Origin of the sequence: Phosphitispora fastidiosa (assembly GCF_019008365.1) — a bacterium.
In the GTDB taxonomy this organism is placed as follows: domain Bacteria; phylum Bacillota; class Thermincolia; order Thermincolales; family UBA2595; genus Phosphitispora; species Phosphitispora fastidiosa.
Genome location: NZ_JAHHUL010000008.1, coordinates 26,831 through 41,925 on the forward strand (window position 1 = coordinate 26,831; position 15,095 = coordinate 41,925).

Genomic DNA, 15,095 nt, shown 5'->3' on the forward strand with positions numbered 1-15,095 from the left:
CGACCATTGGCCAGGAAGGAGATGTCTCTTGTGAGTAATATTGTACTACAGATTTGTGAAAAATTCATTGGTGAAGTTTTAGGTGTTTTCGGACAGGACCAGGTCAAAAAAATCGAAGACATGGAAACAGGCTTAAAAGAGAAAACAGATAGTTTTGTTTTGGATGTGATGAAGGTATATTTGGAGGCCCTGGATCAGGCGATAGTCGATGATAAGGCAGGTCGCAGAAGAAAAGGAATAGTCATTGAACGCAGGTCTGACAAAAGGGAGCTATATACGCTGTTTGGCCCGTTAAAGTTTGAGAGGACCTACTTTTATGATAAGCGGAACCGGGAATACGGGTATTTGCTTGATAAGGCGGCAGGTCTTGACGGGTATGAACGCATATCAGGGAATGTGGCCAGGGTTTTGGTGGAACATGCGAGTGAATCTTCATATGGAGAGAGCAGCAGGCATGTAAGTGGTGGGGAAATCAGCAGGCAGACAGTGATGAAAAAGGTCAGGCTGCTGAATGGACTGGAGATAAGCCGACCGGAGAAAAAGAGAAGTGTGCGGGTTTTACATGTCGAAGCAGATGAGGACCACGTAGCGATGCAGGATGGGACTAATGCAATAGTGCCATTGATCAGCATACATGAGGGCATAGAAAAACGAGGCCGGCGTGGCAACTGCGTAAATATACATCACATATGCAGCTATGGGAAGAATACTGAGGATTTATGGGTCGAAGCGGCAACGTGGATAGATGATAATTATGAAGCAGAAGCAATAAAGCGAATATACCTGCATGGAGACGGAGCAACCTGGATAAAGCGGGGGCGAAACTGGCTGCCCAAAGTGAAAATGGTGTTGGACAAATATCATCTTAACCGGTCAATTATTGAAGCAACCGGAAGACAGAAGGAGCGCCGGGGAGAGATATATTATGCACTCAGGGAAGGCGATAAGAAAAGGTTCAGGGAAATAGTCCACCAGATGTATGAAACCGCTGTGAGCAAAAATGAGCAGGAGAAAATCCATAATTTCCAGAAGTACATAAAAAACAACTGGGAAGGAATTGAGATATACAGTAAAGAAGTGTGTGGAGGCAGTTGTACCGAAGGTCACGTAAGCCACGTTTTATCAAGCCGTTTAAGCAGCCGGCCGATGGGCTGGAGCAAGACCGGATTAAAGGCCATGTCTGAATTACGGGCTTTTTGCAGTAACGGTGGCCGGGTAGAAGTCAAACACCTGAAGGCTGAAAAGCCTTTGCCCTATAAAGTGAGAAAAAAACAACTGACAAAGGTAGCGAAAGTACTTCAAAAATATGAACTGGACAAACTCGACAATATGCCAGTGATAAGCATCGGGAAGGTGCTCTATATCCGTAGACTTCTAAATACCATAAAGAATGGTGGACTTGGTTTTTAATCATTCCAAAGAAGGCTGTTTTGAAGAATATCCTACAACAAGTTGACACTGTCCAGAGTGCCGGAACAAAAATCATGCCGGACAGCAGGCGGGAAAGTTTCGTTTTGGGTAGATACGTTAACGAAATCGCCTGTGCTAAGTCTATGGAGGTTACTTATGGAGGTTACTTATGGAGTTTACTTATAAGAAAAGAGCCCTAATCATCTTTGCGGTTATGTTCTTGTTTGGAGTTTCTGCCACGGTGTATGAACTTGTCTTTGGTACTCATTTATTTGAACCCGAGATTTTATTTGCATTAATTCTTGTTTTAACGGGTTCAACCGGTGTAGCGTGCTACTACAATAAATTAAAAGCTGTCATTTTCGTTACTGATGAAGGCATTGGTTATAAAAATAAAATAGAAAGATTCATTAGATGGGATGAAGTAACAAATGTAGAAGTTGGTTACTTTTCGTATTTGTATTTTAGTTGGAAAGAGAGTTTTATCGTAAAAATCCAGAGTATAAATAACGAAATAAGCGTTGGATCTGAAATAAAGAATGTCGCAGAATTGATTTTTTTCATGAAAGGTAAGTTAGGGGGGGAATTTGATACCAAGGAAATTCCTGCTTGGTTTAAATACAAACAGCGTTAAGTGCTTCTGATGATTGGGTTATAGGCCAGTTATTGTCTTTAATTAATAGAGTTGCTAAACAGTAATAGGTTAACCGCCGTAAGGAAAAAAGAGTTAGCCACGAATTACACTGATTTACACGGATTTTCAGATTAGATAATGAGTGAAAGAGAAAGAGGGAAGAAATTCCCTTGGCTTACCAACTGCGGGGGGCGTCGGGCAACCGGCATTCCTACCGTGGCGGCGAAATTCGAAAGCAGATTTCGCAATAAGGGAGAAGGAAAAATGATATTTGTAAGAAATGGTGAAGGCGTTACAACGGCACTAATTAAAAAGCATAATATAGCTGTTTATTCGGAGAAACAAATTTCAGAAGAACTATTAAAAAAATTATTAGTTGACAGTTAAATTCTACCGGCGTTAAGTCATTACTTAATATGCAACTTTGCACTGGGGAAAACGAGCAAATTATTGGAAAAATAGGCAAATAATGACGAAATGACGTATAATATTATATGGCTGGGGAAATTCATAATATTTTTAAAGAATATGGGAACAGCCATATAGGGGGGCTTCGAGGAAGAAGAATGTCAAGATTAAAGGCGATTGGGGTTGTTAAGGGTTAACTCCCAGTTAAACTATTGACATCAAATCCCATCCATGGTATATTGTATACATTGTACAAATAATAACATTTGTACCAATACGGAAGAAGGAGGAACCGACCGTGACCTCAATGATGCATAGATTACAAAAACATAACAATATTGATAACGCTGTTGCCATAGATTGTGGTAATGAACATGGTTTGGTTCTTCATGGCCTTTTCCTGAAGCAGAATAAATCAGTGAAGGAACCGGTTGGTGCAAGTCTCAATGGGTCGTTTAGCTAGGTCATCACTTAGTATTAATGCCCTATCTGGAGGCTTGTGAGCTTCCAAGGTAGGGTTTTTTGTTTTCCTACATAACCTTTTTAGGATACCTATAAGGTTAATCGGGAATACGAGGACTGTCTTGGAGTGTTTAATTCCGGGAGAGTCCTTTTGTGATTGTGGGGGTGCAGCTCAGTTCAACTCTTTCCACCCTCACAAAAAAAACATTCCTGGGAGGGATTTTAGATGTTGACAACAACAGTCAAAAATCGTCTCGGGAATACTGAAAAAATCATCACTACTCTTGGATTTTTATTAAAGGAAACCAAAACAGAGGTGTTTATAGTATTCCCGGACGGAGTAATCAAAATGAAAAAATAAGAAATGGAGGTGCATGCAGATGATTTTAAGTTTCTTAAAGTTTATTGCAGAATGGTATGTTGGCCTTTGCACGCCCTCATGGAAGTACGAAAAAAATCCTACGTATCCGTGGCTTGCAAAGACTGACATGAATTAGAATAAGTTAATTAAATCCGGAGGTACATAGTGGTTCCCGTACTTACACAACAGTATTTCCATAAGAAGGATTGAAGCAAAAGATTCACCACAAAGGGGCAGCCCCATCAGATCAGGGTTGTCTGGTAGTTGCCGGCATCAGGGGCAGTAACTCATACCTTGTACAACCGGTTCGGGATCTCAATGAGTGCATTTATTCTATATCTTAACAACCACTTCTGCAGCAAAAAACATAATATGAGAAAATTAAGTGTAATGCTCCTTTTTTCTAGGTAATGTACCGGAAGGTGTTATGTTAGCATATTATGCAGCACCATTTTCAGAGGAACTTTTGTAGTTGTAGGGAATCAGGGAACTATACTAACAAGTCCTGACGGTGTTACATGGACCCTAAGGAAATCAACTGCTGATAATCTTTTGGCTGTTACAGCAGGCCGCATAGGGTCATTTGCTTATTTTGTGGCCGTAGGTGCCAAGGGGACTATTCTAGTTTCTACAATAGCGGCAGGACTTGGGTTAGGCGTGATTCCGGAACAACCTTTGACTTAACAGGTGTAGCTTTTGGAAGGGTCAAAAACGGGATATTATTGTGGTGGTAGGGATGCTCTCGTTATCAGGAGGCATTATATTGACATCCGAAAATACCATTACAACTGTATAACCAAAACATTTATCTCCCAAATCACCCTTTCGAGTGATTTTCAATTTTTATTATTTTTTAATACCTGTTAGCAGTATTTCAAAGTGTTCCAGAGATTGATTTCTTAAGTCAAAATCGGGGTATCGTATACACCATTCATATGTAAGTCCTCTCATGGCCAAAACATAGTGTCTTGTAATTGTTTCAACATCTATCTCTTTTTTGAATTCCCCTTGCCGTATTCCATGGTTAATTATATTACCAAATATTTTATAAAGGTATCTACTGGGGTTTAACAAAGAATCAGTATTTATAGTTCTTGTTAAATGGGCTTCATATAAGATTCTCATTATATCATAACCCATAGTACAGGTGATAACGTCGACTATTTTATTTATCAGAGACATTATCAAATCCGAAGCCATTGAGTCAGCGGAAAATGATTCGAAATAGCTTTTGTACCCTAAGTCTACTTCGTTTACATAATCAGCAATCAGGGCAGCAACCAGTGAATATTTCGAATCAAAATGCACGTAGAAAGACCCTTTAGATACCCCTGCCATTTCAACTATAGAGTCCACACTTACATTATCAAAACCATACTCACTGAATAACCGGTGAGCAGTATCATAGATTTTCTTTTTCGTTACCGCGGCTTGTATTTTTTTGTTATTTGATTTCTTTTTACCCATGCGTTCTTCTCCAAATTTTTTAGTAATTAGCAGTAACTATATAATTATAGGTAATTATACCATATAAATACATTTGCTGCTAACGGAAAAATTGTAAAGATGCCCTGTGGCGCAAGATTTACCACGGGGCATCTTTGTTAAGAACCTAAACCGTAATTAGGAATTAGATTATCTGCGCTGGCTAAGCTTTGCTGGGACAGGGTATTTTTACGGGTTTGCCACTAAAAAAGATACGTTAAAAGATACGTTTACCCCGTTGTCAGCAGTCAGTGTAACAGTTCCGGTATGCGTTCCGGGTGATAAGCCTTCAATAGCATAAACATAGAATAACTCAGTTGGTGTGTTCTCATCTAACGTATCTGTCCATCCACCCGGTATCTGCCATGGGTGATCCAGCCATACCCCAAATTCCGCTGTGGTTGTCACTGTCAGATTGGTTATAGCTCCGGTTCCTGTCCTTTTTACATATACAGGTCCACCCAAGACATCATCCCAACTATACCATGTTGCCAAACCGTAAGGACCGCAGTTGAAAACGAGAGTATCGCCAATTAGGCTTGTGGATTGGAAGTCAACCAGATCTATAGCATAAGTTGCCATCGTAATCGTGTATTCCGCTTTATCGCCGTTTTCTGCCGTTACTTCAATTATCATATCTGCTGTTACATCTGTGGTTTCCTGATCCGGTACTGCGTTTCCTCCGGATCCCGTCAATATTTCAACCGTTGCTCCCACGGCTGCTGTTAATCCTGCCTTTAAGGCGCTGACCTTGGTTCCGGCGGGTACTGCGTCGATGTTTCCGGCGGACAATACTCCTACCGATGTACCGGTAATGTTATTTTCTCTCCTGGCTTCAATTGTCAGGTTAATAGTCTTCTCCAGTTTCACGGTATTGTCCGTTGTTGAGGTTGCTACTAACACGATGCTTTCAAAATACTCAGTGGTATAGTATGGCAATGTTACAATTCCTGTGTTTGCTCCCACGCTCATATACCATGCGGGATTTTTTATAGACCAGGTAACCGCTTCATCCGCTATGGGATCGCTGTTTTGATCCTTCACCACTGCCGTGTACGTTGTAGACGTTGAGTTTTCGTACCGTTTTATTTCTATTGTATCAGGTCCGGCAATTTCTATCGCTGTAATTAATGCCGTAACTTCTTCCGCTTGCCAGAAACCATCATAAAATACTTTGTATCGCTTGCCGTCATTTGTTCCGCCGGAAACGTTGAAGTAGAATTTACGGTTTCTTACATCCTGGGTTTCATCTATGGTAACATTTTTGGCTTCGCTGTTCAGGGTGAAACCGGAAACTCCCTGCAGTTGTGCTGCCGCACCGGTATCAATTTGATTTGACAGCTCCAGTACTGTAGTCTGAACTGCAGCGGTCCAGCTATAATCCTCACAGTATATTGCAACGGTTTGCACTGTACCCTGGGCGGAATTCGTAATTGTGAGGCTATACTCTGCATATTGAGAAGTTCCTGCAGCGATATGTACTCTTTCTGCTCCCGGTGTAGTATCAAGGGAAAATCCTTCTGATCCGGCCCCCTCTATTAAACCGCCATTAACATGCTCTGAAATGTCAATGGTTTGGGCTTTGGAAATTTCCAGTCCTTGTTCGAGCCAATCTTCCTGCTCTGTTACAATCCACCAAACAGTAGAGCTATTTTCAAGGTACAGGAAATTTGAGTTTTCCGGAATTGCTGCTGCCACATGATATATGGCGTCATTTTCTCCCTGCGTCACTGAGATTATTGAGATGTCGTTCCAGGAATTATAATCATAGAGCCATAAATCCTCCGGGTTTATACCTTCGACACCTTTATAGAGATTCAGGGTAAAGCCGTCTTGAGTTAAATTGGTCATAAATGCTTTATTCGGAATTATGGTGAAGGAATACCAATCATCACTATAAAGGGATTGTGCGAACACCCCGTCGTTGTCACCAGCCAGGGAGCCACGCACCAGGAGCAGATACCCGGTATCTGCTTCGGTCCGAACGTAAAGCGTGTCTGTTGCACCTTCAATGGGATTCATTTCAAATGTAATGGGATTAACCCTGTACCACTGATAGCTTAAGCCCTCTAAAAGGCTGTTCCATGACGGATCAAATACTCCTGTATCAGCCTGCAAACCACTGCCCGCATATGGAGGCTCAATGTAAAAGCCATCCGCATCAGTCACTGTCGAATTTATCCCCAACCGATCAAAATATGCGTTTGCATTGATATGAGGCATAGGGATTTCAACTGTGTTGGAGGTGGATACCTCTTCTCCGGTACTGGCCAGACGGTATTGATAAGGCGCATCCGGGTAAAGGATAAACATATCGCCCCAGTTATCATAGCTCGTAACCTCTGCCCATGTGTCACCATTATCACCGGAACACTGCAGAACAAGGCCGCCATCGGGATAATCTCCATAGGGCAGGAAAGAGAGAACCAGTTCCCAGACGCCTTCAATAATATGGCTTGTCACTATATACAAACCACCAAATCGTCCCGGTTCACTTACAAAAGATGGTGCCGAAATACTGCCGCCTGCACCAGGGACAAAAGGTTCAGGTAATAATGGTGCAGCAATAGTGTAATCAAAGGCTGCCAAATTGCTGTTTGTCATCCCCGCTTTTACTGCAATGGCCTTGATGGTTTTAGCAGTGTTTATAACGGGCTTATTCTCCGGATCGTACTGAAGGCTTGATGTTGATGGTGTGCTTCCATCTGTCGTGTAGTAAATGGCAGCACCTGCTGTGGTTGATGCCAGTGTTATTTCTGTTCCTGAGAGCACAGCCCCTGCTGCCGGGTTTGCTGTGGGTGTCGCTGCCTTTTGCGTAGAAGTGCCTCCGCTGCCTCCGGTTGAGGTATTATTGCTGCTGTCAAAAGACTCTGTAACTGTAGTACCGGCTATATTTGCAGAGATTCCGGGAGCGATGGTCATACTTATCGGGTTAGATTGAAGGACAACATCAGATGTGTTGACTGCTGCTTTTTGGATGACTCCTGTTCCTGTAATAGAAGCACTGGCATCAATAGTAAGGGACTGAACAACAGCACCTGCTGCAATGTTAAGAGTAGCTCCTGTCGCCCTGTCATTCACGTCTAATTGCTCTATTTTTCCCTCAACCAGGCTTACTTTGGCATTTGGGTTTTGTACCTGAACATTACTGAATTCTCCCATTAATTCTACATAGGCGCCTGCAGGCACCTGAACCACTACCTCATTAAATCCCAGTCCGGTAAGTTCGCCTTCCTCTAATTTGGCATTTGACCTGGTTTCTACAGAAGAGATATCGGTCGAACCTGATGCCACAAGTCTTACTTTTGTTCCATCCGGCACATCAATCACCACAGAACCAAGGGAGGAATTAATAACGATGATACTGTTTATACCACCCCCGCTCACAATTGTGAGACCTTTTACAGTCACATTATCCAGGGTTGCCTCGCCTGCACCTATTCCTTCTGTGAGGTAGAGGTTTCCTTCAATTATGGTATTCCTCAGAGTAACTCCCGGTTTGCTTATTGTTGCATTACCGTTTATAGTCTGAGTACCTGTTTCCGGACCAAAGGTTTCCGCAGTATTATATAGTGTACCGACAACTTTATCAAGAACCGCTACTACTTCAGCCCTGATAATCGGTTTTTCCTGAGCGAAGGTTTTATCGGGATAGCCTGCCATGAAGCCTAAACTGATAGCGGCATTAATTTTGTCTTTGCTCCAGCTGGGGATATTTCCCGAGTCGCTAAAACCTGCTAAAACATTTTGATATTTTGTGGTATCCAATTTCAGGATATTACAAATAATTACTGCTGCTTCCTGTCTGCTAATATTATTATTAGGCTTAAAAGAACCATCGGAATAACCTGCAACATAGCCGATTTCCTTTGCCTTGGCAATGTCCCCTGCGAACCAGTCAGTTTCTTCTACGTCATTGAATTTATGTGAGACTCCGGGATTATAGCCAAAAGCCTTGTTGGCCAGGGCAACAAACTCTGCCCTGGTGATATTTCTGTCAGGCTTAAAGGTATCATCACTATATCCTTTTATTAAGCCTTTGTGCAACCAGTTTTCAACCTGGTTTTCAGCCCAGTGCCCTTTAATGTCCTGGACTTCACCGGCATATACCGGTAAGTTGAGAGCAAAAACCAGCACTAAGACTAAAGAAACTACAATCAAATATTTACTTTTTGTTAACACCCACAACACCTCCGCTAAAAAATTTTAATTCAAAAAAAAATACTAATCGAAGCATTTACATGAAAAGCAATACTTGCAGCTAGTATCGTTACTATAATTAAACATCGAATTAAATATCGCAAAATATTAAGAAGAATTCTAGATGGAATATAAAGAGTTTTAAAAGAACGGTCGTAAGGGAGGACAAATATAAAAAATTTATATAATGACTATAGTCACTGACTATAGTCATTATATAAATTTTGGCTATACTTGTCAATATAGGGAGTAAAATAGCGAAAAACGTCGATAAAAATTGTTTGGCGGTCAAATACATAATACTCATTTGTGTCCGGCAAACCGGGTATAGCTCTGCCGAAGGTGTTACGCCAAACTCTTTCAACAGGTAAGCTGCCAGCTCCTTGTAGAGGGACATTGCCTGCTGCCTTCGCCCGCTCTTCCAGGGTAAGATGGATGAACTCAGAATATACAATTATGCCTTGAGCAATGATGAAATAAAGGCCATCTATTTATGATACTGCTGCAAAAAGGCACCCAACCATTTGGGCGCCTTTTTGTGTTTAACAGGTGAAACAGGCGCAAAAAGCAAAGAATCTTCAAGTTTTCTTATCTATAAGTATATCTTCATAATTTGGTGCAAATACTAAAACAGCTATCAAAGGAGGTGCAATATGGATTCACAGAGAGCGCAGGAAATTTCCGCTTCACCGGTTATGGCTAATGTAACTTATAACGGAAACCGTGTTTATATTGAACATGTGGATCAGGAAAATCAAATAGCTACAATTCACCCGTTAGAGAACCCAAATCATAAACAGAGCGTTCCGGTAACTAATTTAGAAGAATACTAATTATAACAGGTAAAAGTGTAATATGAAAGCTAATTAAGAATGGCTACTGTTAATCAGCAGCCATTCTTTTTGTTTAAGGCGCTAACATTTTATCTAGAGGAGCGCCCGGTTTTATCAGGTTCTCAATCTCATATACGGATATTGGGAATACAGGGAACCCGTTTGCATAAGCTGTGAACTCTACCAGCTGGTAATAAATCACCAGAGCTTTATCTGCAATATAGTAATCCTGGCTGCAGGGTTTTATTCCTTTATACGGACTGATTAGAGAAATGTTTCTGGCTTTAATCTGTGCCGATATGAGGTCTGAAAGAACTTGCATATAGTTGCTGTCTGGCTTAAACAGATCATACAATTGATAAAGTTTTCCTGTCTGAATATCAAAGGTTAATGATTTTATCGTGGTCCAGCCATGAGCAGCTGGGTATGTCATTGTGTAGTTGCCTAATGATAAACTCAGGATACCCCGTTCATTAGTCTTGATTTCATACCATCCCATAATATCCATGGGCAGGATATGAGGGTATCCCTGGTTCAGCAGTTGTCTGACTTGGGCGTTGTAGAGTTTATTTACCATGGACAGAATAGTATAGTTGATTTTGTCCTGTATGGCTGTGTTTACCATACCCACCAATACAGGGTAATCTATATAGCTGTTTCCCTGCAATGTTATCCTTTGTGTAATAATCTGCAGAGCTGGGATGTAACTCATCTAACCCACCTGCCTTTTATACGATACTGATACTACACAATACCCAGATTTACCTACTTATGTGAATTGCGCTCTGATTTTTGTGAACCTCCAATTCGGGTATGATGTGATGCCATTAATCTGTCCCAGGGGTTTCCTGACTTTGACCCTCGTAGAATCAATATTATCAAATTGGCAGAAGAGACCGGAAGATTACGGAATAGAATACTGTTATGATATCTAACAGAATATGTGTAAGTGATGCAGATGAATGGTTCCACTTGCGGAGGAGCTGTCAGTTATCCCCTGTCTACAGGTCGTGTCAACGTAACATTTTTAGACCCGTCAAGCCGCCACCTGGTTAAAGGATACAACGATTCTGACCTAATCTTCAGCGCCCCGTTTTTCTAAGTGCGCAGCATTGTGGAAAGTATACCCTTGTGCACTGCAGGTACAGCCGAGCCGGGAATGGGCTACAATGAGGTCATGAACAAATAGTGAAACTGGACAGGCAAGCTAAAAAGACCAAAGGAGGCAAAATAATATGGATTACAAAATTGAGGTAACTGAACAACCGGCTCAACCGGTACTTTCGATGCGGAAGAAGACGTCTGTGGCCAATCTGCCCCAGGAGTTGGGACAGGCTTATGGCGCTATTATCCAGTATCTTGGTGAAAGTGGTGAAAAACCGTCGGGAATTGCCTTTGCGGCATATTACAACATGGATATGGAAAACCTTGATGTGGAGATGGGCTTTACTGTCCCGCGGCCTCTTGAAGGGAAAGATGACATCAAAGCCGGTGAAATCCCGGCCGGGAAACAGGTCTCCAGTATGCACAAGGGACCGTATCAGGGGATGGAGCCTGTTTATGAAGCTGTAACCAAGTGGATTCAGGAGAAAGGATATGTACCAACCGGAGTGGCCTATGAATTTTACTATAATTCCCCGATGGAAGTGCCGGAAAGCGAGCTTTTGACCAAGATTGTTTTTCCTCTAAAATAAGGGAAGAAATACCTGGCCATATGCTAACCTATGAAGAAGTATGCGCCGGGGGAACCGGCCACTACGAAGCTGTGCAGATAACCTATAACCCGGCTGTGATATCCTATGACAAGCTTTTGGAAATCTTCTGGCGTCAGGTTAACCCCACAGATCCTGGCGGCAGTTATATGATCGGGGTAAATCATACCGAACGGCAATCTTCTACCACAATGAAGAGCAGAAGCTGAGTGCAGAAAAATCAAAGAACGCCCTTACCGAAAGTGGGCGATTTACCCGGCCCATAGTGACTCAAATATTACCGGTGACAGCTTTTTTCCCGGCAGAAGAGTATCACCAGAACTAGAGTAAATTATTATTGGTTGTCTCAGGCTGGAAAATGATTTAGAATATAATTATAATAACTCGTACTACCAATGATAAAAGGAAGAGGCTATGCTTAATAAATTTAAGCTTTTTACGGGGTTAACCGAAGCGGAAACAGAGCATATTTTGAGCTGCTTTTCGTATGCCGGTTTTGCCAAGAAAGAGCAAATAAGATTTGATGATTCCTCTAAGGACTATATTTACCTCGTTAAGTCGGGACGGGTCAAAATATCCTATTTATCGCCTGAAGGCAAAGAAATAATTGTAACCATTCTACACTCCGGAGATATTTACAGTCTGCATTCAGAGGCCAATGCCACAGTCCTGGAGCCTGCGGAAATTCTCTATATCGGTACTGAAGGCTTTAAGAAGGTTTTGATGCAGAACCCGGAATTGGCTGCCGGGCTGGTGAAAATTTTGGGTGTCATCCTGAAAAACACCAATGATGCCCTGCTGAACCTGGCCTTTAAAGAGGTCAACTCAAGGGTTGCTTCCCTGCTCCTGAAAACTGCCCGGGAAAGAGGTATATCTACCGGGGAAGGACTTAAATTTGAACTTGGCCTGACCCATGAAGAGATTGCCGGTCTTATCAGCAGCTCACGGCAGACAGTAACTACTATTCTCAACCGGTTTGAATCTGCCGGGATTATTACTGTAAACCGCAAAAATTATATTGTCAGGGACATGGAGATGCTGATTGCCCTGAGCTAAAATCTAAATAAGATTCTAAAAATGTCGGCGGGATGACAGAATATCCCGCCTTTTTTGTTTACAATTATAATCAGATAGGTGACGTCACAAGAAAAAAGAGAGGGGGAATCAAATGAAACAGATACTGGTTAAAACAGAACGCTGTGTTGGCTGCAAATCATGTGAACTAGCCTGTAGTGCAGTTCATTCCGGAAGCAAGGATTTTTTGGCCGCTGTTCTGAATGGGGAGCGGCCGGTCAGAAGAGTTGCTGTGGAGACAAACCGGGAGAACACAGTTAATATCCCGGTCCAATGCCGGCATTGCCGCGAGCCCAAGTGTGTCACTGCCTGCATGACCGGCGCCATGCATTTGGACGAAGCGACAGGTTTGGTGTTAAACCGCGAGGAGAAGTGTGTCGGCTGCTGGATGTGTGTTATGGTCTGTCCGTACGGGGTTATTGTCCCCAATGAAGAGGAGAAAAAGGCTGTCAAGTGTGACCAGTGTCTCTCCGGAGGGCATGACCCGGCATGTGTTAAAGCCTGCCCTACCGGAGCCATAGAATTTATTGAAATCAGTGGGTTTGATAAAACCAGAAGAAAAGAATTCCTGACAAAATTTGTTGCGGGAGGGGAGGCTTGAGTATGGATTATTTGAAGAAAACCATTGACAGCGCTGCGGGGAAAATGATTCAAAAAGCTGCCAAAGAAGGGATCGAGACAGTTTGGGACCGTTTTGAGGCCCAACAGCCCCAGTGTGGTTTTGGGCTGACCGGACTTTGCTGCAGGCACTGCAACCAGGGGCCGTGTCGTATCGACCCATTTGGCGATGGCCCGCAATATGGGGTTTGCGGCGCAGATGCCGACCTCATTGTGGCCCGCAATTTACTGAGGCAGGTGGCAGCCGGAGCAGCGGCCCATGTTGACCACGCTTATGAGGCAGTGGAGACTTTGGCTGCTGTTGCCGGGGGAAGTGCCGCATATTCTATCAAAGACCGGAACAAGCTTTTGGCAGTTGCCGGGAAGTTAGGGATCGAGACAGAAAACAAATCTGATAATGATATTGCCAAAGAAATCGTCGGTATTGCCTGGTCTGATTTCGGTAACCATTCTGATTCCGCTCTGAAATGGCTTGTGGCTACAGCGCCGCAAGAAAGGGTAGAAACATGGAGCAAGTTAGGGGTATTGCCCCGAAATCCTGACCGGGAAATCAGGGAAGCCCTGCACCAGACTACCATGGGTATGGATGCCGACCCGGTAAACCTGATCCTGGCAACTGTAAAGCAGGGGCTTGTTGACGGTTATGCCGGCTTACATCTGGGCACCGACATCCAGGATATTTTATTTGGCACACCATCTCCGGTGGTCGCTGAGGCCAACCTGGGAGTACTCCGGGAAGACCATGTCAACATTGTGGTCCATGGTCACGAACCCATGTTATCGGAAAAAATCGTCGAGTGGGCCCGGAAACTCTCCGGTGAGGCTCTGGCTGTGGGGGCCAAGGGAATTCAACTGGCAGGTGTCTGCTGTACCGGCAACGAAATCCTGATGCGTCAGGGTGTGGCTATGGCCTCCAACTTTTTGGCCCAGGAACTGGCTATTATAACCGGGGCTGTTGATGCCATGGTTGTAGATGTTCAGTGTATCATGCCTTCTCTGGCCAGAGTGGCTGCCTGTTACCATACCAAGATATTTACCACATCACCAATAGTGAAAATACCGGGCGCCGAACATGTTGACTTCAATCTTGGTGAAGCCGACCAAAAGGCTGAAGAAATTGTGCGCAAAGCTATTGAGAATTACAAAAGGCGTGATCAGAGCCGGGTTGATATCCCCAATGTAAAAACTAAAATGATGGCAGGCTTCAGTGTGGAGGCAATAGTTGCCGCATTGGCAAAATTGGATGCCGATAATCCGTTGAAACCCCTGGTAGATAACATTGCCAATGGAAATATTCTTGGCGCAGTAGGCACTGTCGGCTGCAATAACGTCAAAGTGGCCCAGGATTCCTTCCATGTTAATATGGTGAAAGAATTGATAAAAAATAATGTTCTGGTGGTAACTACCGGGTGTTCTGCTCAGGCTCTGGCTAAAGCCGGTCTGATGACTCCCGAAGCAACTGAGAAATATGCCGGGGATACCCTTAAGGCTGTGCTCACCGCTGTTGGAAATGCCGCCGGAATCGGCGCCCCGCTGCCTCCGGTACTTCATATGGGGAGTTGTGTGGATAATTCCCGGATTGGGGATTTGTTAAATGCACTGGCCGGTTATCTCAAAGTACCCATCAAAGATTTACCGGTAGCCGCTTCCGCGCCTGAGCACCAGCATGAAAAAGCCCTCAGCATCGGAACCTGGGCTGTTTCTCTCGGGCTGCTGACTCACCTTGGCATTGTCCCACAGGTTATTGGAGGCAAAATGGTTACTGAGATTCTTACCGGGGATACTGCCGAGAGCCTCCTTGGCGGCAGGTTCTATGTGGAAACAGACCCCATTAAAGCAGCCCATGGGCTGATAGACCATATCAAATCCAAACGCAAAGCCCTTGGCATATAATGGGA

14 protein-coding genes and 1 pseudogene are annotated in these 15,095 nt (G+C 43.4%); 12 read left to right on the plus strand and 3 right to left on the minus strand.

Annotated elements, in window-relative coordinates; genetic code table 11:
* Positions 1–30: 30 nt before the first annotated feature.
* The 5 genes from Ga0451573_RS09005 to Ga0451573_RS19785 all read left to right on the plus strand — a co-directional run bounded on the left by Ga0451573_RS09005 (position 31) and on the right by Ga0451573_RS19785 (position 3,275).
* Positions 31–1,410: an ISLre2 family transposase gene (locus tag Ga0451573_RS09005; RefSeq protein ID WP_231683560.1), complete on the plus strand. Its 1,380-nt coding sequence runs from the start codon at positions 31–33 to the stop codon at positions 1,408–1,410.
* Positions 1,411–1,579: 169 nt separating this feature from the next.
* Positions 1,580–2,044, plus strand: a complete 465-nt coding sequence (locus Ga0451573_RS09010) for a hypothetical protein (RefSeq protein WP_231683561.1) — start codon at positions 1,580–1,582, stop codon at positions 2,042–2,044.
* 138 nt (positions 2,045–2,182) lie between these two features.
* Positions 2,183–2,431 (plus strand): hypothetical protein, encoded by a 249-nt coding sequence (locus Ga0451573_RS09015; RefSeq protein WP_231683562.1) that lies wholly within the window; start codon positions 2,183–2,185, stop codon positions 2,429–2,431.
* A gap of 319 nt (positions 2,432–2,750) precedes the next feature.
* Positions 2,751–2,915 (plus strand): hypothetical protein, encoded by a 165-nt coding sequence (locus Ga0451573_RS09020; protein ID WP_231683563.1) that lies wholly within the window; start codon positions 2,751–2,753, stop codon positions 2,913–2,915.
* A gap of 225 nt (positions 2,916–3,140) precedes the next feature.
* Positions 3,141–3,275, plus strand: a complete 135-nt coding sequence (locus Ga0451573_RS19785) for a hypothetical protein (RefSeq protein WP_269438186.1) — start codon at positions 3,141–3,143, stop codon at positions 3,273–3,275.
* Between the two features lie 846 nt (positions 3,276–4,121).
* Here the strand turns inward: Ga0451573_RS19785 and Ga0451573_RS09025 are convergent.
* Both Ga0451573_RS09025 and Ga0451573_RS09030 read right to left on the minus strand, forming a co-directional pair.
* Complete coding sequence (locus Ga0451573_RS09025; protein ID WP_231683564.1) at positions 4,122–4,742, minus strand: TetR/AcrR family transcriptional regulator; 621 nt, start codon at positions 4,740–4,742, stop codon at positions 4,122–4,124.
* Between the two features lie 207 nt (positions 4,743–4,949).
* On the minus strand, positions 4,950–8,942 hold the full coding sequence (locus Ga0451573_RS09030; RefSeq protein ID WP_231683565.1) for an S-layer homology domain-containing protein: 3,993 nt from the start codon (positions 8,940–8,942) through the stop codon (positions 4,950–4,952).
* Positions 8,943–9,613: 671 nt separating this feature from the next.
* On the opposite strand from Ga0451573_RS09030, the gene Ga0451573_RS09035 reads away from it, so the two are divergent.
* A complete protein-coding gene (locus Ga0451573_RS09035) occupies positions 9,614–9,793 on the plus strand; it encodes a small acid-soluble spore protein H (protein ID WP_231683566.1) in 180 nt (59 codons plus the stop codon).
* A 73-nt stretch (positions 9,794–9,866) separates the two neighbouring features.
* Here the strand turns inward: Ga0451573_RS09035 and Ga0451573_RS09040 are convergent, their stop codons facing one another.
* Positions 9,867–10,505, minus strand: coding sequence for a DUF3298 and DUF4163 domain-containing protein (locus Ga0451573_RS09040; RefSeq protein WP_231683567.1), 639 nt, complete (start codon positions 10,503–10,505; stop codon positions 9,867–9,869).
* A 246-nt stretch (positions 10,506–10,751) separates the two neighbouring features.
* Between Ga0451573_RS09040 and Ga0451573_RS20285 the strand changes: the two genes are divergently transcribed.
* The 6 genes and pseudogenes from Ga0451573_RS20285 to cooS all read left to right on the plus strand — a co-directional run bounded on the left by Ga0451573_RS20285 (position 10,752) and on the right by cooS (position 15,090).
* Positions 10,752–10,895, plus strand: coding sequence for a hypothetical protein (locus Ga0451573_RS20285; RefSeq protein WP_353740072.1), 144 nt, complete (start codon positions 10,752–10,754; stop codon positions 10,893–10,895).
* A 133-nt stretch (positions 10,896–11,028) separates the two neighbouring features.
* Positions 11,029–11,487 (plus strand): GyrI-like domain-containing protein, encoded by a 459-nt coding sequence (locus Ga0451573_RS09045; RefSeq protein WP_231683568.1) that lies wholly within the window; start codon positions 11,029–11,031, stop codon positions 11,485–11,487.
* 20 nt (positions 11,488–11,507) lie between these two features.
* Positions 11,508–11,830 (plus strand): annotated as a pseudogene (msrA, locus tag Ga0451573_RS09050) (peptide-methionine (S)-S-oxide reductase MsrA).
* An 89-nt stretch (positions 11,831–11,919) separates the two neighbouring features.
* Positions 11,920–12,561, plus strand: a complete 642-nt coding sequence (locus Ga0451573_RS09055; protein ID WP_231683569.1) for a Crp/Fnr family transcriptional regulator — start codon at positions 11,920–11,922, stop codon at positions 12,559–12,561.
* A gap of 112 nt (positions 12,562–12,673) precedes the next feature.
* A complete protein-coding gene (locus Ga0451573_RS09060) occupies positions 12,674–13,180 on the plus strand; it encodes a 4Fe-4S dicluster domain-containing protein (RefSeq protein WP_231683570.1) in 507 nt (168 codons plus the stop codon).
* Positions 13,181–13,182: 2 nt separating this feature from the next.
* The gene (cooS, locus tag Ga0451573_RS09065; RefSeq protein ID WP_231683571.1) at positions 13,183–15,090 is read left to right on the plus strand and encodes an anaerobic carbon-monoxide dehydrogenase catalytic subunit; all 1,908 of its coding nucleotides are present in this window, start codon (positions 13,183–13,185) and stop codon (positions 15,088–15,090) included.
* The last annotated feature ends 5 nt before the right edge of the window (positions 15,091–15,095 follow it).

Coding starts and splice junctions, on each gene's coding strand:
- Ga0451573_RS09010 (WP_231683561.1), top strand. CDS start 1,580: ATGGAGTTTACTTATAAGAAAAGAGCCCTAATCATCTTTGCGGTTATG.
- Ga0451573_RS09015 (WP_231683562.1), top strand. CDS start 2,183: ATGAGTGAAAGAGAAAGAGGGAAGAAATTCCCTTGGCTTACCAACTGC.
- Ga0451573_RS19785 (WP_269438186.1), top strand. CDS start 3,141: ATGTTGACAACAACAGTCAAAAATCGTCTCGGGAATACTGAAAAAATC.
- Ga0451573_RS09025 (WP_231683564.1), bottom strand. CDS start 4,742: ATGGGTAAAAAGAAATCAAATAACAAAAAAATACAAGCCGCGGTAACG.
- Ga0451573_RS09035 (WP_231683566.1), top strand. CDS start 9,614: ATGGATTCACAGAGAGCGCAGGAAATTTCCGCTTCACCGGTTATGGCT.
- Ga0451573_RS09040 (WP_231683567.1), bottom strand. CDS start 10,505: ATGAGTTACATCCCAGCTCTGCAGATTATTACACAAAGGATAACATTG.
- Ga0451573_RS20285 (WP_353740072.1), top strand. CDS start 10,752: ATGAATGGTTCCACTTGCGGAGGAGCTGTCAGTTATCCCCTGTCTACA.
- Ga0451573_RS09045 (WP_231683568.1), top strand. CDS start 11,029: ATGGATTACAAAATTGAGGTAACTGAACAACCGGCTCAACCGGTACTT.
- Ga0451573_RS09055 (WP_231683569.1), top strand. CDS start 11,920: ATGCTTAATAAATTTAAGCTTTTTACGGGGTTAACCGAAGCGGAAACA.
- Ga0451573_RS09060 (WP_231683570.1), top strand. CDS start 12,674: ATGAAACAGATACTGGTTAAAACAGAACGCTGTGTTGGCTGCAAATCA.
- cooS (WP_231683571.1), top strand. CDS start 13,183: ATGGATTATTTGAAGAAAACCATTGACAGCGCTGCGGGGAAAATGATT.